Genomic DNA, 21,701 nt, shown 5'->3' with positions numbered 1-21,701 from the left:
TTCATGACGATTACCGCTGAACGCAAGACCGAGCTCGTCAAGGAGCATTCGCGCGCCGAGGGTGACACCGGTTCGCCGGAAGTCCAGGTCGCGATCCTGACCGAGCGCATCAAGAACCTGACCGAGCATTTCAAGGGCCACAAGAAGGACAACCACTCGCGTCGTGGTCTTCTCATGATGGTCAACAAGCGCCGGACGCTGCTGGATTATCTCCGTCACAAGGACGGCCAGCGCTATCTGGATCTGATCGCGAAGCTCGGTCTCCGCAAGTAACTTAGACGGCTCCCCTCGGGGGGCCGTTTTCGTATATAGGGTTGTTCTCCCGCGAAGGCGGGAGTCCAGACTGGGCCCCCGCCTTCGCGGGGGAACAAGGAACTGGAGGGGCGGCAATTCGGCCACCCCTTCCGGGATGACAATTCATCCCACACCGCCGCGGGCCGGCTAAGCCCGCACATAGGCCCCAAACGCATCTGGCGTTTGGAGTGAAGGAAAAAGAATGTTCGATACCAAGACCGTAAGCGCCCAGTGGGGCGGCAAGACGCTGACGCTCGAGACCGGCCGCGTTGCGCGCCAGGCAAACGGCGCAGTCCTCGCCACCCTCGGCGAGACCGTCGTTCTGTGCGCCGTGACGGCTGCACGGACCGTCAAGGAAGGGCAGGATTTCTTCCCGCTCACCGTCCATTACCAGGAGAAGTTCTCCGCAAGCGGCCGCATTCCCGGCGGCTTCTTCAAGCGTGAGCGCGGCGCGACCGAAAAGGAGACGCTGACCAGCCGTCTCATCGATCGCCCGATCCGTCCCCTCTTCCCAGAGGGTTTCTACAACGAGATCAACGTGATCTGCCAGGTTCTGTCGTACGACGGCGAGAACGAGCCGGACGTCCTCGCGATGGTCGCGGCGTCGGCAGCGCTGACGATCTCGGGCGTGCCGTTCATGGGCCCGATCGGCGCAGCCCGCGTCGGTTACGTCGATGGCGCGTACATCCTCAACCCGACCCTCGAGGAAGCCAAGGCTGGCGAGCTCGACCTCGTCGTCGCCGCCACCGGCCAGGCCGTGATGATGGTCGAATCGGAAGCCAAGGAGCTTTCGGAAGAGATCATGCTCGGCGCCGTGCAGTTCGCCCACAAGGCCTGCCGCGAAGCCGCGAACCTGATCATCGATCTGGCCGAGAAGTCTGCCAAGGATCCTTGGGAAATGGCCGAGCAGGCTGACCTGTCGACCGCCAAGGACAAGCTGAAGAAGCTGATCGGCAAAGACATCGCGGCCGCCTACAAGGTGACCGACAAGTCCAAGCGCTCGGACCTGCTGAATGCCGCTCGTGCGAAGGGCAAGACCGCGTTTGCGGACGCGTCGCCGCAGGACCAGATGGCAGCCGGCAAGCTGATGAAGAAGCTGGAGGCGGAGATCGTCCGCGGCGCCATCCTCAAGGACGGCACCCGCATCGACGGCCGCACCACCACGCAGATCCGTCCGATCGAGGCTATGGTGCATTTCCTCCCGCGTACGCATGGCTCGGCGCTGTTCACGCGCGGCGAGACGCAGTCGATCTGCACCACCACGCTCGGTACGCGTGACGCGGAGCAGATGATCGACGGTCTCAACGGGCTTTCGTACGAAAACTTCATGCTGCACTACAACTTCCCTCCCTATTCGGTTGGTGAAGTCGGTCGCTTCGGTGCGCCGGGTCGTCGCGAAGTCGGTCACGGCAAGCTCGCATGGCGCGCGCTGCACCCGGTGCTGCCGACCAAGGAAGAGTTCCCGTACACGATCCGCGTTCTGTCGGACATCACCGAGAGCAACGGCTCGTCGTCGATGGCGACGGTCTGCGGTGGTTCGCTGAGCATGATGGATGCGGGCGTTCCGCTGAAGCGTCCGGTGTCGGGTATCGCGATGGGCCTGATCCTCGAGGGCAAGAACTTCGCGGTTCTGTCGGATATCCTCGGCGACGAGGATCACCTCGGCGACATGGACTTCAAGGTCGCTGGCACGTCCGAAGGCATCACCACGATGCAGATGGACATCAAGATCGCCGGCATCACCGAGGAGATCATGGGCAAGGCGCTGGCGCAGGCCAAGGAAGGCCGCGCGCACATCCTGGGCGAGATGGCCAAGGCGCTCGACCACACCCGTGAGGAACTGTCGGCGCACGCACCGCGCATCGAGAGCTTCCAGATCGACAAGTCGAAGATCCGTGAAGTCATCGGCACCGGTGGCAAGGTGATCCGCGAGATCGTCGCGCAGACCGGCGCCAAGGTCGACATCGACGACGAGGGCGTGATCAAGGTGTCGTCGTCCGACCCCGCGCAGATCGAAGCCGCGATCAAGTGGATCAAAGGCCTCGTCGAGGAAGCCGAAGTCGGCAAGGTCTATGACGGCAAGGTCGTCAACCTGGTCGATTTCGGGGCGTTCGTGAACTTCATGGGTGGCAAGGACGGTCTCGTCCACGTGTCCGAAATCAAGAACGAGCGCGTCGAGAAGGTCTCGGACGCCCTGACCGAAGGCCAGGAGGTCAAGGTCAAGGTTCTCGAGATCGATCCGCGCGGCAAGGTTCGCCTGTCGATGCGCGTCGTCGACCAGACGACCGGCGAAGAGCTCGAAGACACGCGTCCTGCTCGTGAGCCCCGTGAGGGTGGCGATCGTGGTCCGCGCGGTCCGCGTCGTGACGGCGATGGCGGTCGTGATGCCGGCAACGGTGGCGGCGGTCGTGGTCCGCGCGGCGAAGGCGGCGGCGATCGTGGCTCGCGCGGCCCGCGTCGTGACGGCGATGGCGGCCGTGACGCAGGCGGCAACGGCGGTGGCCGTGGTCCGCGTCGCGATGGCGGCGGCAACGGCGGCGGCGAGCGTGCTGCACGCACCGACGGCGACAAGGCCCCCGAGTTCGCACCGGCCTTCCTGACCGGCGATCGCGACTAAGCCTTTGCCGCGTAACGGCAAATGATCGAGGGGCTCGGGAAACCGGGCCCCTTTCTCATGTCAGGCTCGCTTTGCCCCGTTCTGTCCCGAGAAGACGATTAATATCGGAACGGAGCAGCATGCCGGATGTTCGAACCGATATGAACGCCATTCGCAAATCTGTCATACTCGTCGTCGACGATGACCCGCTGGTCCGGGTCCATTCATACTTTGCGCTTGAAGATGCCGGTTTCGAGGTCGTCGAGGCTGGCAACGCGTCCGATGCGCTCGCATGTCTTGATCGACGTCCCGATATCGGCGCGTTGTTCACCGATATCAAAATGCCGGGTGCGCTGGATGGTGTAGGCCTGGCCAAGGCAGTCCACGATCGTCGTCCGGATATCTCGATCGTCGTGACGTCTGGCGCAGGCGACATTTCGGCAGCGACCTTGCCCGGCGCCGCTCGCTTCATCGCCAAGCCGTTCACCGGTGCTCAGTTGAGCCGCATCCTGCACGAACATATCGACTGATCTTCAGGCAATGCCGGATCGGCAGTCGGTAGCCTCGACAAACCCGATCATCGTTTAACCTTTACCTCATTCTCACCCTCTAGACCGGGCTTCCTGACAACGGGTGAGGCGCAGTGGCGCGAGGCGACGACGAAATTGATCACCAGCGGATAACCGGCATACCGGCCGCCACCGCCGCCGCCGCCGCCGCCGCCGGCGATGGCGAAACCTGGCGGGCGTCGTTAGGCAAATTCGCTTTCGCCGTGACGGTGTTCGCGGTCATTTTCGGTGGCGCGATTCTGTTCATGCAGTCCCGTGCCGCGACGCGCGCAGCATCCGCGACATTGCCTGGCCGCGGTGCCGTCGATCGCTGTAGCATCTGGTTCGTCGGCAGTTCGACGATCCATAAATGGGCGACATTGCCGGACGACATGGCCCCGCTGGCAGTACGCAATCGGGGCGTCAACGGCGCGATGATGCCCGAGTTGATCCAGATGGCTGGCAACGAGCCACGTGCAGTCCCTCCCCGTGCGATCGTGTTCTACGCAGGAGAAAACGATATCGCCAATGGCGCCCGCGCGGTGGACGACATTGCGAACCTGCGGGCGTTCCTGGCACTGAAAACGCGCCGCTGGGGCGACATTCCGGTGATCGTCGTCGCATTGAAGCCGACGCCGGCACGGTGGGGCAATCTTCCCGAGCAGACCACCGTCAATACCGCGATGCGTACCCTGGCAGCGCAGAGGCCGGACATGACCTTCGTCGACGTCGTCCCGCTATTCCTGGTGAACCACCGTCCAGGTGACTTCTACGTCGATGATGGCATTCATCTGAATCCGGCCGGTTACGCCAGACTGACCGCTGCGATTCGGCCATCGCTAAATGCCGTTCTTCGGCGCGCACCGATCCCCGGCTGCGACCGGGCAATGGTCGCTGCCCGATCCGGCACGTGGCGATAACAGCAACCGCTTCCATAAAATTCAGCACAATCACGCCTTCCCCGGGCGGCAGGATCGAAGGTTTGGCGTTCTGGCGAGCCGTCCTGATGCTTGCCGGCGTCGTACTGCACGCCGTGATGGGCCTCGAGAATATTCCCGTCCTGGGGGCGATACCCCTGATATCGCATGCCTTCCGGATGGGCAGCTTCATGCTGATATCCGGGCTGCTCTGTGGCTACGCCCTCGCACGCAGGTCTTCGCCGCTCGCATGGCTCGGCCTGCGAAGCGTGCAGATCGGCGTGCCTTTGCTGGTCGGCTTGCTGGTGATTTGCCCGCTGATTGGCATGATGTTCGGCGATCCACCGGATCGGTTGGGCTGGCCATTTCCCCTGGCGCATGACTGGTACCATTTGTGGTTCCTCGCTGCCCTGCTGGCCTATGCCCCCCTCAGCTATGCGCTCCATCAGTTTGATCACCGGCAGGACGTGATCGGCACGATCGACAGACTATTTATGAAGGATGGGGCCAGTGACAGGCGCTGCGCACAAACAGTCATCCTGTTGGGCGCGGCGATCACCTGCTATACGCTGATGACGGTCACACGCACCATTCTCGCGGGATATAGTGGCTCGCCCTACGCAGCGGCGCTGGCGCAGGTGCCACTTATCATGGGCTACGCGCCGTTCTACCTACTGGGATTCCTGCTGGCGCGTTCACCGAACTTGTATCGAACCCTGACCGTCTCGTTCCAGATGCCCACCATCATCCTGCTCGCTACATGCGGCCTTTACGCGGTCTGGTTCGGCGGCCTCAGTGCAATGGTTGATCCGGCGCGACGGATGCTGGTCAGCGATATGGTGGAAATAATCGGGATGTCCGCGTGCCCGCCCGCCGCGTCGGTTCTCATCTTACGGTCCGCCGGCGCAATCCGCGCTATCCCGTCACTTGTAAGCCGCTTCGCAGAGGCCTCTTTCACGATCTACATCCTGCACTTTCCGATCATCGTGGTGACCAAGATCGTTCTCATGGACGTCGCCTGGAACCCCTATGTGGAGTTCATCATCGCAATCGCCGCAGGATCCGTCGTCGCGTACGCCGCGCATGTCCTGCTGGTCGAACGATTTGCCGTCGTCGCGTTTTTGATCAACGGACGGCTTCCGCGTGCCGTCGAGCCTGTTCTGCCGGTCTTGGTCTGAAGGCGGCTTGAATGGCGAACATCATGACGGCCGAGGATCGATCCCGTACTCTGCGCGCGTGGGCGTACCTGCCACTACGACAGCGCGTACGGCACAATAGCGGACGGATGGCTCGATCTGACTACGGTTGAGTGGGGAGCTTCTGTTGCTCGGTGCCCCCCGTACCGCCGGTGTCCACTTCTGTTGCCCGGTGTGGCCCGAACCGCGCTTTCGTCCGTATAACTTAGGTCGTTAGACCGTCAGTTATGCGGCAATTGCGAGTGCTTCGTTATCGTTGGCACTTGTGTATGGGCCGTTGCGGTGGTCCCATTCCGAGCGAAACATAGCGTCGTTGAACACACGTCGATCCTAGTTCGACCCCGTCATCGTCCCCCTCTTGCGAAGAGGGCGGTGGTGGAGTCGCCGGGTACTGCCCCCGGGTCCGCTGTGTCTATGACACGCCACGGTTTATCGCCATAGCCGCCAAGAGAAGATTCCCCCGACGGCATGTCCGATATAGGGGGGCCGCATCGATCTGAAAAGCCCGGCCAATTGAAAAGACTGGCGTGTTGGCTGCGCGGCTTCGGATAAATCTCCAACGGGTTAGCACACAGCGTGCCAAACCGCCTTCCGCTCGCCACAAAGCGCGTGCATAGCAACCTACATTATGTTGACGCAGCGCTCCCGCTACGCGCTCCGCGCGATGATCTTCCTTGGCGGCGCCCCCGCCGGTGGCCCTCCCATCCCGATGACCCGGATCGCCGCCGAGGCGAACGTGCCGCGCAAATTCCTCGAGCTGATCCTCGCCGACCTGCGCGAGTCCGGCCTGTTGCACAGCCATCGCGGCAAGATGGGCGGCTACCGCCTCTCACGGCCGAGCCATCTGATTTCGCTGGGCGAGATCATCCGGATCATCGAGGGCCCGCTCGCGCTGGTGCCGTGCGTAAGCCGGACCGCGTACCGCCCGTGTCTCGATTGCAAGAGTGAAGCCGACTGCGCGATCCGCTTTGCGATGATGCGCGTACGCGACGAGACCGCGCGGATCCTGGACGGCACGAGCCTGGCGGATGCGAACGCCGAGGAACTGGTAGCAGCGTAACTCTATCCTTCTCCCCTCGGGGAGAAGGTGGCGCGGCAGCGCCGGATGAGGGGGAGTTGGGATCCCGTCCCGTGCCTCAAGCCCCTCACCCTTCCGTCGCCTGCGGCTCCTCCCTCCCTCTCCCCGCAGGGGAGAGGGACAAATACATCACCCCCGCGCCTTCAACTCGTCGCGGATTTCGCGAAGCAGCGCGATCTCGACCGGCTCCGGCGCAGGCGCAACGGCCACCGCCTCTTCCTCACGCTTCAACCGCGCCGTCTCGCGCTCGATCAGCGCCGCCGTCCGGTTCACCACGCGCAGGATCATGAAGATGATACCCGCGACGATCACGAAATTGACCAGCTGCGTCGCGAACGCGCCATAGCCGAGCAGCGGCACGCCCGCCTTCTTCAACGCCGCGTAATCGCTCAGCGAGCCCGCATAGTTCGCCGGCACCGGCCCCATCCGCCAGAAATAGCTCGAGAAATCGAGCCCGCCGAAGATCTTGCCGATCACCGGCATCAGCACGTCGTCGGTCAGCGACGTGACGATCTTGCCGAATGCCGCGCCGATGATCACCGCGATGGCGAGATCGAGCACGTTGCCGCGCATGATGAACGCCTTGAATTCCTTGAGCATCTACGCCCCCTCTGTTGCCCCACCGACGCTAACCATCGATTTCGGTTTCGCCAACCCTGCGGACTGTCCTATGAGGGTGACACAGGTATTCAGGAGAGCCCCGATGTCACGTGCCCCAATCGCCCGCGGTACCGCCGCGATCCTCCTCGCATCGGCGCTGGCCGGGTGCGGGATCAACAGCATCCCGACCGCGGAAGAGACCGCGAAGGCACGCTGGGCCGACGTCCAGAACAATTATCAACGCCGCGCGGACCTGATCCCCAACCTCGTCGCGACCGTGAAGGCGGCGGGCGCGCAGGAGAAGGATATCCTCGTCCAGGTGACGCAGGCACGCTCCGCTGCGAACTCCGTGCAGGTGTCGGCCGCCGATCTCTCCGATCCGGCGAAGATGGAGCAGTATCAGCGCGTCCAGGGTGCGGTCGGCGTATCGCTCCAGCGCTTGCAGGAGGCGTATCCCGAGCTGAAGAGCCAGGCCAACTACACCACGCTGATGAGCCAGCTCGAGGGCACCGAGAACCGCATCACGATTGCGCGACGCGATTACAACGGCGCGGTGCAGGCGTATAACACCAAGATCCGCACCTTCCCCGACGCGGTCGGCGCGAAGATCTTCTATGGTGCCAAGCCGATGGTGCCGTTCGCGGCGACCACGCCGGGCGCCGAGACCGCGCCGACGGTGAACTTCGGCAACGCGAGCTGATCGGGGCATCATGCTCCGCCGTCTCCTGACGCTGGCGTTCGCGGTGCTGCTGGGAAGCGGCGCCGCAACCGCGCAGACGCTTCCCAAGTTCACCGGCTTCGTCGTCGATGCGGCGAACGTCATCCCGCCCGATCAGGAAGCGGCGCTGACCAAGCGGCTCGACGACCTGCAAAAGACGACCGGCAACCAGCTGGTGGTCGCGACGGTGCCCGATCTCGAAGGCTATCCGATCGAGGATTACGGCAATAGCCTGCTGCGGAGCTGGGGCGTCGGGCTGAAAGACGCGAACAACGGCGCGATCCTTCTGGTCGCGCCGAACGACCGGAAGGTGCGGATCGAGGTCGGTTATGGCCTGGAGCCGGTGCTGACCGACGCGTTCTCCAGCGTGGTGATCAACCAGCAGATCCTGCCGCGCTTCAAGGCGGGCGACATTCCCGGCGGGATCGTCGCGGGGACGAACGCGGTGGCGGACCAGCTCGCGCTGCCCGATGCGGAAGCGCGCGCGAAGGTTACGGCCGCGGCGGCCGAGTATGACAAGACGCACGCGCGCAAGACCAGCAGCGGCGGCGGCGTGCCGATCGGGCTGATCTTCTTCGGGATCGTGCTCGCGGCGATCGTCATTCCGATGATCTCGCGGCGCGCGGGCGGCAAGCATTACGTCGATGGTGGCAGCCGCGGCGGTGGCAGCGGCGCCTTGCCGATCGTGTTGTGGAGCATTGCCGATGCGATGACCCGTGGCGGCGGTAGTGGCGGTGGCGGAAGCTGGGGCGGCGGCTGGGGCGGCGGTGGTTTTGGCGGCGGTGGCGGTGGATCCGGCGGCGGCGGCGGCGCATCGGGGGGATGGTGACATGCGGTTGAGCGACACCGACCACGACCGAGTCACCGCGGCAGTCACGCAGGCAGAGACCGCGACGACCGGCGAGATCGTGACGATCGTCGCGCGGCAGTCCGATGCGTATCACGACGTGTCGATGCACTGGGGCGTGCTGGCGATGCTGCTGACGCTGGCGCTGCTCGCATATCATCCGGTCGCGGCGGACCATATCTACGCGTTGGTCGATCCCTGGCAGGCAGCACCGCAGGGTGCGCTGTACGTGGTGGCGCTGGTGCTGGTGACTCTGGTGTTCCTGGGCGTACGGCTGGTGCTGGCGTGGACTCCGGCAAGACTCGCGCTGACGCCGGGTGCGACCAAGGCGCGGCGGGTGCGGCGGCGGGCTCTGCTCCTGTTTCGTGCGGGCGCGGAGAAGCGCACCAAGGGCTCGACCGGCGTGCTGCTGTACCTGTCGCTTGCCGAGCACCGCGCGGAGATCATCGCCGACGACGCGATCCACTCGCGCGTGCCGAACGAGACCTGGGGCGCGGCGATGGCGGCGGTGCTCGCCGGCGTGCGCGACGATCGCCCCGCCGACGGGATGGCGGATGCGGTCGCGCAGATCGGGACGGTGCTCGCCGAGCATTTCCCGCGGACCGGTGCGCCGGTGAACGAGCTTCCGGACAGGCTGATCGAACTATGAGCAAGACCGTATGGGCCGGGAAATTCCTGACCGTGCAGACCGAAGGCACGTGGGAATTCGCCGCGCGCCAGGGCGAGATCGCGGCGGCCGTGATCGTCGCGATCGACGAGGGCGACGTGATCCTGGTGGAGCAGTTTCGCGTGCCGCTCGGGCGGGCGTGCCTGGAGCTACCGGCAGGCTTGGTCGGTGACGAGACCGCGGGCGAGAGCGTCGCGGTCGCCGCCGGACGCGAACTGGAGGAAGAGACCGGCTACCGCGCAGACGCGATCGAGGATCTGAGCGTGTTCTACTCGTCGCCGGGGATGACGTCGGAATGCTTCACGCTGGTCCGCGCGACCGGGCTGACGAAGGTAAGCGACGGGGGCGGTGATGGTGACGAGAACATCACCGTGCACCGGGTGCCGCTGGCGGACGTGCCGGCGTTCGTGGCCGAGAAGCGGGCCGCTGGCGTGGCGATCGATACCAAGATGCTGCTGATCCTGGCGGGTTCGATCCTCTAACCAATGCCTGTTTCCCCACGAAGGCGGGGACCCAGACTGGGCTCCCGGCTTCGCGGGAGAACAAGGAGGTGCGGGAGGGCCTAGCGCCGCTCCCTCCCAGCTTACTTGAAGTTATCCGCGTAGCTCTGCAGCTTCAGCGTCTTCTGCGGCGCGGGCACGACGGTGTAACCGAACCCCTCGCGCTCGCAGTGCGCGATCGCCGCCTCTGCAGTCGGGAACAGCAGGCGCAGCTGGTCGCGCGTGTCGCCGCTGCCGGCCCAGCCGGTGAGCGGGTCGGGGCGCTTGGGCTCCGAGGGTTCGAATTCGAGCTGCCAGGCGTCGGTCCGGTGCTTGCCGGACTGCATGGCGTTCTTGGGGCGCTGGAAGATACGGGCGGTTGGCATGAGCCCCCCTTATCGCGAACCGGCGGCCCTTGCATCCGCCTTTTTCGTGCGCAGCGTGGCGGACGCCGCGGCGGGGTCGTCGGGCCAGGGATGCTTGGGGTAGCGGCCGCGCATTTCCTTCGCCACCGCGGTCCAGCTGCCTGCCCAGAAACCGGGCAGGTCGCGCGTTGTCTGGATCGGACGGCCGGCGGGCGATGTGAGGCTCAGCACTAGCGGTACGCGGGCCTCGCCGATCACCGGGTGGACCGCGAGGCCGAACAAGGCTTGCACGCGGAGTTCGACCCGGGGGCCACCTTCGGCTGCGTAGTCGATCGCGTGCGTGCTGCCGGCGGGGCTGGTGAAATCGGGCGGGGCAAGGCGGTTGATCGTCTGCATCGCGTCCCAGCCGAGCAGGTTGCGCAAGGCTTCAGCCAGCGCACCGGGGACGATCGCGTCGAGTCGGCGTTTGCCGGCCAGGAGCGAGGCGAGCCATTCGTCGGCGCGGTCGAGCAGGATCGCGTCGTCGAGTTGAACGCCTGCATAGGCGGCGCGGTCGCGCAGCGCTTGGGCGCCGTCGCTCCACGGTAGCAGCGCAACGCCGTGTTCGCGGACGCCGTCGATGAGCGCGGCGAGGATCGCATCGGGGTCGGCGCCGCTGTCAGGGCCGCTCGACAGGCGGATCGCCCCGAGGCGGCGTTCGCGCAGCGTTTGGATGCCCCCGGTCGTGGGGTCGAACGTGACGGTGCGGCGGAATTCGATGCGGTCGGCGAAGAGGGTTTCGACTGTGGCCTGGTCGATCACCACTGCTGAGAGAATGCGCGCGCCAGCGGCCGAGCCCTGCGTGTCGGCGACGGCGAGCCATTCGGAGCGGGCGAGCGGTGACGTCGGGTCGAGCTTGAACCCGCGTCCGCCGACCGAGGCCCAGGTTTCGCCGGACGGGTCGCGCCGTCGCGCGACGCGATCAGGGAAGCCGAGCGCGACACACACTTCTGCTCCCCTCCCGCTTGCGGGAGGGGTCGGGGGAGGGGCTGACCCAGCAGTGCCGCGCGCTTGGGGTATGTCGCGCCCTCCCCCGACCCCTCCCGCAAGCGGGAGGGGGGCAAGTTTTGCCCACCTTTCCGCCATTGCTCGCGCCGCTTGTGCCTTGGCCCCGCGCTCGGTTTTCCAGCGGCGGAGGCGGGTTTCCAGATCAACGTCCTGTCCACCGATCCCGCGCTCGCCGAGCAGAACCGCGATCTGCGCCGCTGTGTTTGCCAAGCCGCGCTCCCCCGCCCTCAGCAGCATATGCGCGAGTCTCGGCGGCATCGGCAGCTTCGCGATCGCGCGGCCATGCAAGGTCGGGCGACCGTCTTCGATCGCCTCCAGCGTCGTCAGCCGCGCCATTGCCTCGTCGATCGCGGCGGCGGGGGGCGGGTCGATCCAGCGGAGGTCGCGCGGATCGCCGACACCCCATAATGCGCACGCCAGCACCAACGCGGACAGGTCCGCCTCCAGGATTTCCGGCGGGTCGTACCTTGGGAGGCCTGCGGTCGCCGCTTCTTCCCACAAGCGATACGCGATGCCCGGCCCCAGCCGCGCGGCGCGGCCAGCGCGTTGGGTGACCGCGGCCTGGCTTGCGCGCTCGGTGACCAGGCGCGTCATGCCGGCGGCGCGGTCGTAGCGGGGGCGTCTCGCCAGCCCCGAGTCGACGACGATGCGGATGCCATCGAGCGTCAAGCTGGTCTCGGCGATGCTGGTCGCGAGCACGACCTTCCGGCGGCCGTCTGGCTCCGGGAGGATCGCGGCGCGCTGCGCGGCGGGGTCAAGGCTGCCGTGGAGTTCGTGAAGGACGATGTCGTCGGGCAAATTGGCGAGGCGGTCGGCGGTCCGTTCGATCTCCGCGACGCCGGGTAGGAACGCGAGCACGCCACCCTCCGCTTCGCCGAGCGCGCGGCGGATCGCGACGGCGACCGAGTCCTCGATGCGGAGTTCGGCTTGCCGCCCGATGTGGCGAAGGGTCAGGGGATAGCTGCGGCCTCCGCTTTCGATGACGGGGGCGCCGTCCATCAATGCTGCGAACCGTGCACCGTCGAGCGTTGCAGACATCGCAACGATACGGAGGTCGGGGCGGAAGCCGGCCTGGACATCGAGCGCCAGCGCGAGGCCGAAATCGCCATCCAGGCTGCGCTCGTGGACTTCGTCGAACAGCACTGCCGACACGCCGGCGAGTTCGGGATCGGCCTGGATACGGGCTACGAAGATGCCCTCCGTGATGACCGTCACGCGGGTCGCAGCGGAGCGCTTGCTGTCCATGCGGGTGGCGTAGCCGAACGTATGGCCTACCGGTTCGCCAGCGGTGGAGGCCATGCGTTCGGCGGCGGCGCGCGCGGCGAGGCGGCGGGGGGAAAGGAGGAGTATCTCGCCGGTGCACCAGGGTTCGTTGAGGAGAGCCGGCGCTACTGCGGTGGTTTTGCCGGCGCCCGGGGGGGCTACCAGAACTGCCGAAGTTCGGTCGCGGAGGGTTGCGAGGAGGTCGGGGAGTACGGCTAGGATCGGGAGCGGCGGCGGAGTCATCCGCGCCTGCTGCCACAGTAGCGGGGTTGGCGACAGGTTTTGCTTGGGCGGTCCGTTGGGAAGGTGCGGATTCAAACCGATGATCGCGCGCTTTCGATCCTCGCCCGCCAGGGGGAGGTGGCAGGCACTTGCCTGACGAAGGGGGCGGTAAGCGACGACTTCGGGTCCGTGTCCTCCCCCTCCGTCACCTTCGGTGCCACCTCCCCCTGGCGGGGGAGGATCGTTCGAGCTCACGGACGTCGATGGCTTACCTACCCGCCAACCACACCGCCCCGGCGAAGGCCGGGGTCCAATTGGGAAACGGCGCTGACTGCTGTTGCGCTCCGTTATTGCCACCTCTCCAATTGGGCCCCGGCCTCCGCCGTGGTGGTGCGCATATCCGAACGGGCCGGGCATCAGACGAGTTTGTCCGTGACGAACGCGTTGCGAGAGCCCACCCCGCCCCTATCCCACCGAAGGCTGGCAAGCGCCCGCGAACCTGCTAGACGCTGCGGCAGTAATCATGGCGTCCGATCCCTCCCCCACCTCGACGACGGCGACAGGCCGCACTTCCGACCGGCTGCGCGGCAGGGTCTCGCGCGCGTGGGCGAGTCGGTGGACCAAGGCGGCGCTGGTGCTGGTCGTGCTCGGCTTCGTCGCGATCTTCGCGTTCTGGTTCGCGGTCATGCGTGACCTACCTTCCGTGGACACGTTGCGCACCTACGAGCCGCCGCTGCCGACCAACGTCCGCGGGATCGATGGCGCACCCATCCACAGCTACGCCCGCGAACGGCGCGTCGAGCTGAGCTATGCCGAATATCCGCCGCTGCTCGTGAAGGCGTTCCTCGCCGCGGAGGACAAGTCGTTCTTCGAGCATCACGGCGTCGACTATCCCGGCCTCGCCGGCGCGGTGTACGACTATGCGACCAAGCTCGGCACCGGCAAGCGCGCCAAGGGCGGCTCGACGATCACGCAGCAGGTCGCGAAGAACCTGTTGATCGGCAACGCCTATTCGCCGTCGCGCAAACTGCGCGAGGCGGTGCTGGCGTACAAGATCGAGGATACGCTGACCAAGGAGCAGATCCTCGAGCTGTACCTCAACCAGATCGCGCTCGGCCGCAACGCGTTCGGCGTCGAGGCCGCGAGCCATGCGTATTTCGACAAGGAGCTCGATCAGCTCGATCTCGCACAGATGGCGTATCTTGCCATCCTGCCCAAGGGTCCGTCGAACTACGATCCGATGCGCAACACCGAGCGCGCGATGATCCGACGCAACTATGTGCTCAACCGGATGCTCGACAACGGCTTCATCACGCGCGCGCAGCATGACCAGGCCAATGCCGAGCCGCTCGGCGCGGTGATGCGGCGGACGCCGAAGTTCGAGAGCGTCGGCGGCTATTTCGTCGAGGAAGTCCGCCGCCAGCTGATGGCGAAGTTCGGCGAGAACGCGAAGGACGGGCCGTACAGCGTCTATTCGGGCGGGCTGTGGGTGCGGACGTCGTTCGACGCGAAGTTGCAGGATCTGGCGCAGCAAGCCCTGCGTGATGGTCTGGTGCGGTTCGACAGCGGACGCGGCTGGAACGGCCCGATCCGTCATGTCGAGATTGAGGACGACAACTGGCTCCAGCCGTTGCTCAACAGCAATATCGCGCTCGATTACCGCGACTGGGTCGCCGCGATCGTGACGGGCAAGGACGGTAACGCCTGGAGCCTCGGCTTCCGCACCGGCAAGACCGGCACGCTGCCGCGCTACGCGGCGCAGATGCCGGTGCGGGGCAAGGGCGGCAACGCGTTCGGCGCGATCAAGGTCGGCGACATCATCGCGGTCGCGCCCGACGGCGGCGACTTTTCGCTGCGGGCGATCCCCAAGGTCTCGGGCGCGTTCGTCGTCGAGGAGCCGGCATCGGGCCGCGTGCTGGCGATGCAGGGCGGCTTTGACGACCGCTTGCAAGCGTTCAACCGCGCGACTCAGGCGATGCGCCAGCCAGGTTCGACGATCAAGCCGATCGTCTATTCCGCCGCGCTCGACAACGGCATGACGCCCGCGTCGATCATCGTCGACGGGCCGTTCTGCGTCTATCAGGGCGCGCGGCTGGGGCAGAAATGCTTCCGCAACTTCGGCAATTCGCGCGGGTCCGGCCCGCACACGATGCGCTGGGGTATCGAGCAGTCGCGCAACCTGATGACGGTGCGCGCCGCCGCGCAGACCGGGATGCCCAAGGTCGTCGCGACGATCAAGAAGATGGGCGTCGGCGATTACGCGCCGTATCTGTCCTACGCGCTCGGCGCCGGCGAGACGACCGTCGGGCGGATGGTCAACGCGTATTCTATTCTCGCCAACAACGGCAAGGGCGGCCCGCCGTCGCTGATCGACTTCGTCCAGGATCGTCACGGGAAAGTGATCTGGCCCGAGAACTGGCGGCCCTGCGATCGCTGCAACGCGCCCGACTGGGACGGCAAGCCGATGCCGCGGCCGATCACGCGCCAGCGCCAGGTGCTCGACGCGATGACCGCCTACCAGATGGTCCACATCACCGAAGGCGTCGTCCAGCGCGGCACCGCGGTGACGTTGCGCGATCTCGACCGGCCGATGTTCGGCAAGACCGGGACCAACAACGGCCCGACCGACGTGTGGTTCGTCGGGGGTACGCCGCAGTTCGTCGGCGGACTGTACATCGGTTTCGACACGCCGAAGAACCTCGGTGGCGCAGCACAGGGCGGGACGCTCGCCGCGCCGATCTTCAAGCAGTTCGCGGTCAAGGCGTATGAGGATCTGCCCAAGCTGCCGTTCCGCGCGCCCGCCGGGATCCGCATGGTCCGGATCGATCGCGGTAGCGGCCGTCCGGTCTATGGCACGTGGCCCGACACCAGCGATCCCAAACCCGCGGTGATCTGGGAGGCGTTCAAGCCCGAGAGCGAACCGCGGCGTGCGGCGCGACGCTCGGATGTCGCCCCCACGGCTGCTACGACGACGACCGCGGTGAAGAAGGCCGAAGCCCCGCGCGATAGCGATTTCTTGCAAAGACAAGGCGGAATCTACTAGCGCACTTATATAGACGTCATCCCGGCGCCCGCCGGAGACCCGCCCCGCTCGCTTGGGACGGCGATCCCGGCCTCCGCCGGGAAGACGGAATTTTTGGAGAATATCATGCGCGCCGAAGCGCAGGCTCACGTAGACACCATCAACGACGCGCTGGCGCTGCTGCGCCGCTTCCTCGACTGGGACCGCGCGCTGCGTCGTCTCGACGAGCTGAACGCGCGCGTCGAGGATCAGGCGCTCTGGTCCGATCCCAAGGCCGCGCAGGAGGTGATGCGCGAGCGTCGTCGTCTCGACGAGGCGATCAGCGCGACGCGCGCGATCCAGAGCGAGCTGTCGGACACGTCTGAGCTGATCGAGATGGCCGAGGCCGAGGGCGATACCGAGATGGAGGCGGAGGGCGTTGCGTCGCTCGCCGAACTCGCCGCGCGTGCCGACAAGGACAAGATCAAGGCGCTACTCGCGGGCGAAGCCGACGCCAACGACACCTATATCGAGGTGAACGCCGGCGCCGGCGGGACCGAGAGCCAGGACTGGGCCGGCATGCTCAGCCGGATGTATTCGCGCTGGGGCGAGCGCCACGGGCTGAAGGTCGAGCTGGTCGACCAGCATTCGGGCGAGCAGGCCGGGATCAAGTCCGCCACGCTGCTGCTCAAGGGCGAGAACGCGTACGGTTACGCGAAGACCGAGAGCGGCGTGCACCGGCTGGTGCGGATCAGCCCGTACGACTCGGCTGCGCGACGGCATACGTCGTTCGCCAGCGTCTGGGTGTATCCGGTCGTCGACGACAATATCGAGGTCGAATACAACGAGAGCGACCTGCGCATCGACACGTATCGTGCGTCGGGCGCGGGTGGTCAGCACATCAACACGACCGATTCGGCGGTGCGCATCACGCACATTCCGACCGGCATCGTCGTGCAGTGCCAGAACCAACGCTCGCAGCACAAGAACAAGGCCGAGGCCTACAACCAGCTCCGCGCGCGTCTGTACGAGCGCGAACTGGCGATCCGCGAGACCGCCGCGAACGCCGAGAATGCCGGCAAGACCGACATCGGCTGGGGTCACCAGATCCGTTCGTACGTGCTCCAGCCGTACCAGATGGTGAAGGACCTGCGCACCGGCGTGGTCTCAACCAGCCCGTCGGACGTGCTCGACGGCGACCTCGAGATGTTCATGGCGGCGGCGCTGTCGCAGCGCGTGACCGGCGAGGCCGTCGAGGTGGAGGACGTCGATTGAGCTTGCGGGGTGCCCTTGCCCTGATGGTCCTACCGATGCTTGCGCTATGCGCGTGTGACGGCAGCAAGCCGCTGATCAAGCGCGAGCCCAAGGAGCCGGTGTTCCCCGCCGCAGACCGTCCGGTCGCGTCGATCGTCTCGACGCGCTGGTCGAACGAGGAAGCGCGCGACCGGCTCAACGAGGCCGGCGAGGTCATGAACAAGGGCGAGATCCGCAAGGGCATGACGGTCGCGGACATCGGCGCGGGCGAGGGATACTACACGATCCGCCTCGCCGCGCGCGTCGGCAAGGACGGGCGCGTGCTCGCCGAGGACATCATCCCGGCGGTGCGCGACCAGCTCGCGGAACGCGTCGCGCGCGAGGATCTGGCGAACGTCAGCGTGAAGCTGGGCGAGGCGAACGACCCCAAGCTGCCCGAGGCGAGCTTCGACCGGGTGCTGATGGTGCACATGTATCACGAGATCGAGCAGCCCTACGAGTTCCTGTGGCGGTTGCGGCCGTCGCTGAAACCCGACGGGCTGGTTGTCGTGGTCGACGCGAACCGCCCGACGCAGAACCACGGCACGCCGCCGGCGCTGCTGAAGTGCGAGTTCGCGGCGGTCGGGTATACGCAGGTGGATACCGACGACATGCCCTCCGCCGGGGGCTACATCGCGACGTTCCGCGCGACCGGGCCACGGCCGGCGCCTGAGGCGATCCGGGCGTGCCGGCTGGGGTGACATCGGGTTCTCATTCCTAACCGATCCAGATGCCCCACCCCGGCGGAGGCCGGGGCCCAATTGGAAAGGTCGCAGTAACCGCGAACTGCGCTTCGTTGGCGACGTCCCCCAATTGGGCCCCGGCCTTCGCCGGGGTGGTGTGTTTGGGGCAAACACTCCTCACACCACGCCATTCCCGCAGAGTTGTAGACCTGTCGCCCGCAGTCCGACGACAGCCCACGCTTCCTTGTTCTCCCGCGAAGGCGGGAGCCCAGGCTGGGTCCCCGCCTTCGCGGGGAAACAACCTTTTCTGTCGTCATCTGGGAGACGGCCCCATCTCGCTGATGCTAGCTACAGGTTCGGTAAGAATCGATGCGACAAGTCAGACGATCCCCATCGCGCGCAAACTCGTCACCTCGTTCCCCGCAATTACCAGGTGATCGAGCAACACCACCTCCAACGTCCGCAACCCAGCCGCCAGCGCCCGCGTGAACCCTACGTCTCGCTCGCTTGGCGTCGCATCCCCGCTCGGATGGTTGTGCGCGATGATCACCCCGTGAGCGCCGAACGCCAGCGCATCCACCGCGACTGTCCGGATCGAGATCGTCACTTGATCCCGCCCCCCGACGACATGCCGCATCCCGAGAAGCCTCCGATCCGGATCAAGATACGCGACCGCCACCGTCTCTACCGTGGCATCACGCAAGCTGGCGAAGAGCGCGCTAGCCGCGGCAAGGTCGGCGATACGACACGAAGGCACGGACGGCAGCGGCACATACCCGCCTGCCCCGCGACACCAGCCACCGCACGCGCAACTACATCCGCTTGAGCCCCCGCCCCCGCGCCGCTACGCCCCCAGCATGCGCCAATATCTAGACCTCATGGACCGCGTGCTCTCGACCGGCGTCGAGACGATGGACCGCACCGGCACCGGCACTCTCAGCGTGTTCGGCGCGCAGATGCGGTTCGATCTCGCACAGGGCTTCCCCGTGCTCACCACCAAGAAGCTCCATCTCCGCTCGATCATCGTCGAGCTCCTGTGGTTCCTCCGCGGCGACACCAACGTGCGCTGGTTGCAGGAGCGCAAGGTTGCGATCTGGGATGAGTGGGCTGACGAGAATGGCGATCTCGGCCCGGTCTACGGCAAGCAATGGCGCGACTGGGCTACCGCAGACGGCCGCCACATCGACCAGATCGCTGAGCTGATTGCGCAGATCAAGACCAACCCCGCCTCGCGCCGCCAGATCGTCAGCGCGTGGAACCCCGGCGACCTGCACGCGATGGCACTCGCGCCGTGCCACTGCCTGTTCCAGACGCACGTCGCACGCGGCAAGCTCTCGCTTCAGCTCTACCAGCGCTCGGGCGACATCTTCCTCGGCGTGCCATTCAACATCGCCAGCTACGCGCTGCTGACGCACATCCTCGCGCAGCAATGCGGGCTAAAGGTCGGCGAGTTCATCTGGACCGGCGGCGATTGCCACCTCTATTCGAACCATCTGGAGCAGGCACAGCTGCAACTGACGCGCTCGCCGGGACCGCTCCCGCACCTTGAGATTCTCCGGAAACCGGTTTCAATCGACGCGTACGAGTATGAGGATTTCGTCCTCCAAGACTACGTCGCGCAGGCGCATATCAAGGCGCCCGTCGCGGTCTGACGAGAGCGAATCGCAATAGGAACCGGGCGGGCGCTGTGCGGTTCAGATGTGCATGGATATCACACAGCTTATTCTCGACGAACACGCGCAGCAGCGTGCCCTGTTCGCACAAATCGATTCGATCGACGCCAAGGACACCGAGGCGCTGTCGGCGCTCTGGACCCGCCTCAAGAACCTGCTCGACGCGCATGCCGAGGCGGAGGAGCGCTTCTTCTACCCGCGGCTGATGAAGATCGGCACCGGCGGCAACGACGCCGACTCGGCCGCCGAGGAGACCGAGGATGCGATCGAGGATCACAACGACATCCGGGACACCGGCGAAGCGGTCGACAAGCACCCGGTCGGATCGGACGCATGGTTCGCAGCGGTCGGCGAATGCAACAAGGCGAACAGCGATCACCTGGCGGAGGAAGAGCGCCAGGGCCTGACCGATTTCCGCAAGCATGCGACGCTGGAAGAGCGACACGAGCTTGGCGTACGGTTCGCGGCGTTCGAGGCAAATCATCTGAACGGGGTGAAGGTCGTCGACAAGGACCCCGAGGCGTATGTGAAGGAACACGCGCCGAGCTGAACCTCACATGTCCCCAAACTCCACCTCCCCGGCGAAGGCCGGGGCCCAGTTGGAAAGGTGGGAGTGACGGGACGCAGCGCTCCGTTAGCAACGTTTCCCAACTGGACCCCGGCCTCCGCCGGGGAGGTGCTAGCGTTTGGTTCGGGCGTAATCCCCGGACTAGAACCCCGCCACCCATTCCGGCATGACCCCCGCATGATCACCTTCTACCTCGCCCGCGCCAGCAACGGCGTCATCGGCCGCAACGGGCAACTCCCCTGGCGCATCCCCGCCGATCTAAAGCGCTTTAAGGCGCTCACGATGGGCGAGCCCATGGTGATGGGCCGGAAAACGTTCGAGAGCTTCCCGAGCCCCCTGCCCGGTCGCCGTCACATCGTCCTCACGCGCGGCAACTGGACTGCTGACGGTGCGGAAGTCTCGCATTCGGTCGACGAGGCACTGGCGATGGCGGGCGACGACGTCGCAGTGATCGGCGGTGCGCAGATTTACGCGCAGTTGCTCCCCCATGCGGACCGCATCGAACTGACCGAAGTCCACGCCGCCCCCGACGGCGACGCGACCGTGCCCGCCTTCGACGGCTGGCACGAGATCGCCCGCGAAGACCACCCCGCCGAAAACGACCGCCCGGCCTACAGCTTCGTCACGCTCACCCGCCCCTAAAGACTGTCCGGGGCAACAAGGTTACGGAAGGACTATCGCCTTTCGCGACGGCTGGTTACTGACCCGCGCATGCAACGTCTCGACGGCGGTGCGGTGCTCCCGTCGTATCTGGCGAACGGGATCGTCGCGCTGGGGAATTTCGATGGATTTCACCTTGGTCACCAGGCGGTGGTCGCGCGTGCGGTCGCTTGGGCGCGTGCCGAGGGGCGCCCCGCGCTGGTGGCGACATTCGATCCGCATCCGGTCCGCCATTTCCGCCCCGATACCGCGCCGTTCCGCCTGACGACGCTCGATCAACGCCTGGAGCTGTTCAAGAAGGCCGGCGCCGATGCGATGGTCGTGTTCAATTTCGACGGCGATCTCGCCGCGCTGACGGCCGAACGCTTCATCACCGAACGGCTCGAACGCAACCTGCGCGTCGCGGGCGTCGTCACCGGCGAGGACTTCACCTTCGGCAAGGGCAAGGCCGGTACCGTCCGCACGCTCGCCTCGCGCGGCCCCGCGCACGGATTTCGCGCGGAAACGGTGAGCGCGATCGAGCTGGAGGGCGAGACCGTCTCGTCCACGCGCATCCGCGAGGCGCTGCGCGCTGGCGACATGGCCACCGCCACCCGCCTGCTGACGCGCCCGTTCGCGATCCAGGGTTTCGTCCAGCACGGCGACAAGGTCGGCCGCACGATCGGCTATCCGACCGCCAATCTCGACATGGGCAATTACCTGCGCCCCGCCTACGGAATCTACGCGGTGACCGGGCGGCTGGAGGATGGTCGCGTGCTGAAAGGCGCCGCGAACCTCGGCATCCGCCCGAGCTTCGATCCCCCCAAGGAACTGCTCGAGCCACATTTCTTCGATTTCGGCGAAGACCTGTACGGCCAGCGGATCGAGGTTTCGCTGATCGAGTATCTCCGCCCGGAGGCCAAGTTCGCCAACCTCAATGCGCTCATCACGCAGATGGACGCCGACTGCGCGCGCGCGCGGACGATCCTGGCATAACCGCGCCCCTC

21 protein-coding genes and 1 other RNA gene are annotated in these 21,701 nt (G+C 66.0%); 17 read left to right on the top strand and 5 right to left on the bottom strand.

The window, feature by feature from the left end; all coding sequences use genetic code 11:
* Nucleotides 1–3: 3 nt before the first annotated feature.
* The 5 genes from rpsO (at nt 4) to C8J45_RS10890 (ending at nt 5,533) form a co-directional block, all read left to right on the top strand.
* Complete coding sequence (gene rpsO, locus C8J45_RS10910) at nt 4–273, top strand: 30S ribosomal protein S15 (protein WP_055881152.1); 270 nt, start codon at nt 4–6, stop codon at nt 271–273.
* A gap of 223 nt (nt 274–496) precedes the next feature.
* Nucleotides 497–2,911: a polyribonucleotide nucleotidyltransferase gene (pnp, locus tag C8J45_RS10905; protein WP_107963235.1), complete on the top strand. Its 2,415-nt coding sequence runs from the start codon at nt 497–499 to the stop codon at nt 2,909–2,911.
* 140 nt (nt 2,912–3,051) lie between these two features.
* Entirely contained in the window at nt 3,052–3,420 is a 369-nt protein-coding gene (locus tag C8J45_RS10900; protein ID WP_107963234.1) for a response regulator, read from the top strand.
* Nucleotides 3,421–3,533: 113 nt separating this feature from the next.
* The gene (locus tag C8J45_RS10895) at nt 3,534–4,358 is read left to right on the top strand and encodes a GDSL-type esterase/lipase family protein (protein WP_107963233.1); all 825 of its coding nucleotides are present in this window, start codon (nt 3,534–3,536) and stop codon (nt 4,356–4,358) included.
* On the top strand, nt 4,349–5,533 hold the full coding sequence (locus C8J45_RS10890) for an acyltransferase family protein (RefSeq protein WP_146168608.1): 1,185 nt from the start codon (nt 4,349–4,351) through the stop codon (nt 5,531–5,533). Before C8J45_RS10895 ends, C8J45_RS10890 begins: the two co-directional genes overlap by 10 nt.
* Nucleotides 5,534–5,702: 169 nt before the next feature.
* On the opposite strand, the gene ssrA is transcribed toward C8J45_RS10890, so the two are convergent.
* Nucleotides 5,703–6,058, bottom strand: a transfer-messenger RNA (tmRNA) gene (ssrA, locus tag C8J45_RS10885).
* Nucleotides 6,059–6,179: 121 nt separating this feature from the next.
* On the opposite strand from ssrA, the gene C8J45_RS10880 reads away from it, so the two are divergent.
* Nucleotides 6,180–6,611, top strand: coding sequence for an Rrf2 family transcriptional regulator (locus C8J45_RS10880; RefSeq protein ID WP_107954747.1), 432 nt, complete (start codon nt 6,180–6,182; stop codon nt 6,609–6,611).
* A 147-nt stretch (nt 6,612–6,758) separates the two neighbouring features.
* Here C8J45_RS10880 and mscL read toward each other — a convergent pair whose 3' ends face one another.
* Nucleotides 6,759–7,229 carry a large conductance mechanosensitive channel protein MscL gene (mscL, locus tag C8J45_RS10875; protein ID WP_093398784.1) on the bottom strand — a complete coding sequence of 157 codons (471 nt, stop codon included), beginning with the start codon at nt 7,227–7,229 and terminating at the stop codon, nt 6,759–6,761.
* A gap of 103 nt (nt 7,230–7,332) precedes the next feature.
* Between mscL and C8J45_RS10870 the strand changes: the two genes are divergently transcribed.
* Genes C8J45_RS10870 through C8J45_RS10855 form a run of 4 tightly spaced genes read left to right on the top strand, consistent with a single transcriptional unit; the run spans nt 7,333 to nt 9,943 of the window.
* Complete coding sequence (locus C8J45_RS10870) at nt 7,333–7,929, top strand: LemA family protein (RefSeq protein ID WP_056051590.1); 597 nt, start codon at nt 7,333–7,335, stop codon at nt 7,927–7,929.
* 10 nt (nt 7,930–7,939) lie between these two features.
* Nucleotides 7,940–8,776 (top strand): YgcG family protein, encoded by an 837-nt coding sequence (locus tag C8J45_RS10865; protein WP_107963231.1) that lies wholly within the window; start codon nt 7,940–7,942, stop codon nt 8,774–8,776.
* Nucleotide 8,777: 1 nt separating this feature from the next.
* A complete protein-coding gene (locus C8J45_RS10860) occupies nt 8,778–9,443 on the top strand; it encodes a TPM domain-containing protein (RefSeq protein ID WP_107963305.1) in 666 nt (221 codons plus the stop codon).
* Entirely contained in the window at nt 9,440–9,943 is a 504-nt protein-coding gene (locus C8J45_RS10855) for an NUDIX hydrolase (protein ID WP_107963230.1), read from the top strand. The genes C8J45_RS10860 and C8J45_RS10855 overlap by 4 nt, the downstream gene beginning before the upstream one ends.
* 101 nt (nt 9,944–10,044) lie before the next feature.
* Here C8J45_RS10855 and C8J45_RS10850 read toward each other — a convergent pair whose 3' ends face one another.
* Both C8J45_RS10850 and hrpB read right to left on the bottom strand, forming a co-directional pair.
* Nucleotides 10,045–10,326 (bottom strand): ETC complex I subunit, encoded by a 282-nt coding sequence (locus C8J45_RS10850; RefSeq protein WP_056051595.1) that lies wholly within the window; start codon nt 10,324–10,326, stop codon nt 10,045–10,047.
* A 9-nt stretch (nt 10,327–10,335) separates the two neighbouring features.
* Nucleotides 10,336–12,858: an ATP-dependent helicase HrpB gene (hrpB, locus tag C8J45_RS10845; protein WP_107963229.1), complete on the bottom strand. Its 2,523-nt coding sequence runs from the start codon at nt 12,856–12,858 to the stop codon at nt 10,336–10,338.
* Between the two features lie 502 nt (nt 12,859–13,360).
* Between hrpB and C8J45_RS10840 the strand changes: the two genes are divergently transcribed.
* The 3 genes from C8J45_RS10840 to C8J45_RS10830 all read left to right on the top strand — a co-directional run bounded on the left by C8J45_RS10840 (nt 13,361) and on the right by C8J45_RS10830 (nt 17,832).
* Nucleotides 13,361–15,880, top strand: a complete 2,520-nt coding sequence (locus C8J45_RS10840; RefSeq protein ID WP_107963228.1) for a penicillin-binding protein 1A — start codon at nt 13,361–13,363, stop codon at nt 15,878–15,880.
* A gap of 105 nt (nt 15,881–15,985) precedes the next feature.
* Nucleotides 15,986–17,113, top strand: coding sequence for a peptide chain release factor 2 (prfB, locus tag C8J45_RS10835; RefSeq protein ID WP_107963304.1), 1,128 nt, complete (start codon nt 15,986–15,988; stop codon nt 17,111–17,113).
* A gap of 35 nt (nt 17,114–17,148) precedes the next feature.
* A complete protein-coding gene (locus C8J45_RS10830; protein WP_258191408.1) occupies nt 17,149–17,832 on the top strand; it encodes a class I SAM-dependent methyltransferase in 684 nt (227 codons plus the stop codon).
* Nucleotides 17,833–18,193: 361 nt separating this feature from the next.
* Here C8J45_RS10830 and C8J45_RS10825 read toward each other — a convergent pair whose 3' ends face one another.
* Entirely contained in the window at nt 18,194–18,571 is a 378-nt protein-coding gene (locus C8J45_RS10825; protein ID WP_258191414.1) for a JAB domain-containing protein, read from the bottom strand.
* A 100-nt stretch (nt 18,572–18,671) separates the two neighbouring features.
* Between C8J45_RS10825 and C8J45_RS10820 the strand changes: the two genes are divergently transcribed.
* The 4 genes from C8J45_RS10820 (at nt 18,672) to C8J45_RS10805 (ending at nt 21,690) form a co-directional block, all read left to right on the top strand.
* Nucleotides 18,672–19,466, top strand: a complete 795-nt coding sequence (locus C8J45_RS10820; RefSeq protein WP_107963225.1) for a thymidylate synthase — start codon at nt 18,672–18,674, stop codon at nt 19,464–19,466.
* Nucleotides 19,467–19,518: 52 nt separating this feature from the next.
* Complete coding sequence (locus tag C8J45_RS10815) at nt 19,519–20,037, top strand: hemerythrin domain-containing protein (RefSeq protein WP_107963303.1); 519 nt, start codon at nt 19,519–19,521, stop codon at nt 20,035–20,037.
* Between the two features lie 195 nt (nt 20,038–20,232).
* Complete coding sequence (locus C8J45_RS10810; protein WP_107963224.1) at nt 20,233–20,697, top strand: dihydrofolate reductase; 465 nt, start codon at nt 20,233–20,235, stop codon at nt 20,695–20,697.
* Between the two features lie 69 nt (nt 20,698–20,766).
* Entirely contained in the window at nt 20,767–21,690 is a 924-nt protein-coding gene (locus C8J45_RS10805) for a bifunctional riboflavin kinase/FAD synthetase (protein WP_107963223.1), read from the top strand.
* Nucleotides 21,691–21,701: the final 11 nt, after the last annotated feature.

Source organism: Sphingomonas sp. PP-CE-3G-477 (genome assembly GCF_003050745.1).
Taxonomy (GTDB): Bacteria; Pseudomonadota; Alphaproteobacteria; order Sphingomonadales; family Sphingomonadaceae; genus Sphingomonas.
The sequence above is the reverse complement of the archived record's forward strand: the minus strand, read 5'-3'. Positions and strand labels throughout refer to the sequence as shown.

Coding starts and splice junctions, on each gene's coding strand:
- rpsO (WP_055881152.1), top strand. CDS start 4: ATGACGATTACCGCTGAACGCAAGACCGAGCTCGTCAAGGAGCATTCG.
- pnp (WP_107963235.1), top strand. CDS start 497: ATGTTCGATACCAAGACCGTAAGCGCCCAGTGGGGCGGCAAGACGCTG.
- C8J45_RS10900 (WP_107963234.1), top strand. CDS start 3,052: ATGAACGCCATTCGCAAATCTGTCATACTCGTCGTCGACGATGACCCG.
- C8J45_RS10880 (WP_107954747.1), top strand. CDS start 6,180: ATGTTGACGCAGCGCTCCCGCTACGCGCTCCGCGCGATGATCTTCCTT.
- mscL (WP_093398784.1), bottom strand. CDS start 7,229: ATGCTCAAGGAATTCAAGGCGTTCATCATGCGCGGCAACGTGCTCGAT.
- C8J45_RS10870 (WP_056051590.1), top strand. CDS start 7,333: ATGTCACGTGCCCCAATCGCCCGCGGTACCGCCGCGATCCTCCTCGCA.
- C8J45_RS10865 (WP_107963231.1), top strand. CDS start 7,940: ATGCTCCGCCGTCTCCTGACGCTGGCGTTCGCGGTGCTGCTGGGAAGC.
- C8J45_RS10860 (WP_107963305.1), top strand. CDS start 8,778: ATGCGGTTGAGCGACACCGACCACGACCGAGTCACCGCGGCAGTCACG.
- C8J45_RS10855 (WP_107963230.1), top strand. CDS start 9,440: ATGAGCAAGACCGTATGGGCCGGGAAATTCCTGACCGTGCAGACCGAA.
- C8J45_RS10850 (WP_056051595.1), bottom strand. CDS start 10,326: ATGCCAACCGCCCGTATCTTCCAGCGCCCCAAGAACGCCATGCAGTCC.
- hrpB (WP_107963229.1), bottom strand. CDS start 12,858: ATGACTCCGCCGCCGCTCCCGATCCTAGCCGTACTCCCCGACCTCCTC.
- C8J45_RS10840 (WP_107963228.1), top strand. CDS start 13,361: ATGGCGTCCGATCCCTCCCCCACCTCGACGACGGCGACAGGCCGCACT.
- prfB (WP_107963304.1), top strand. CDS start 15,986: ATGCGCGCCGAAGCGCAGGCTCACGTAGACACCATCAACGACGCGCTG.
- C8J45_RS10830 (WP_258191408.1), top strand. CDS start 17,149: ATGCTTGCGCTATGCGCGTGTGACGGCAGCAAGCCGCTGATCAAGCGC.
- C8J45_RS10820 (WP_107963225.1), top strand. CDS start 18,672: ATGCGCCAATATCTAGACCTCATGGACCGCGTGCTCTCGACCGGCGTC.
- C8J45_RS10815 (WP_107963303.1), top strand. CDS start 19,519: ATGGATATCACACAGCTTATTCTCGACGAACACGCGCAGCAGCGTGCC.
- C8J45_RS10810 (WP_107963224.1), top strand. CDS start 20,233: ATGATCACCTTCTACCTCGCCCGCGCCAGCAACGGCGTCATCGGCCGC.
- C8J45_RS10805 (WP_107963223.1), top strand. CDS start 20,767: ATGCAACGTCTCGACGGCGGTGCGGTGCTCCCGTCGTATCTGGCGAAC.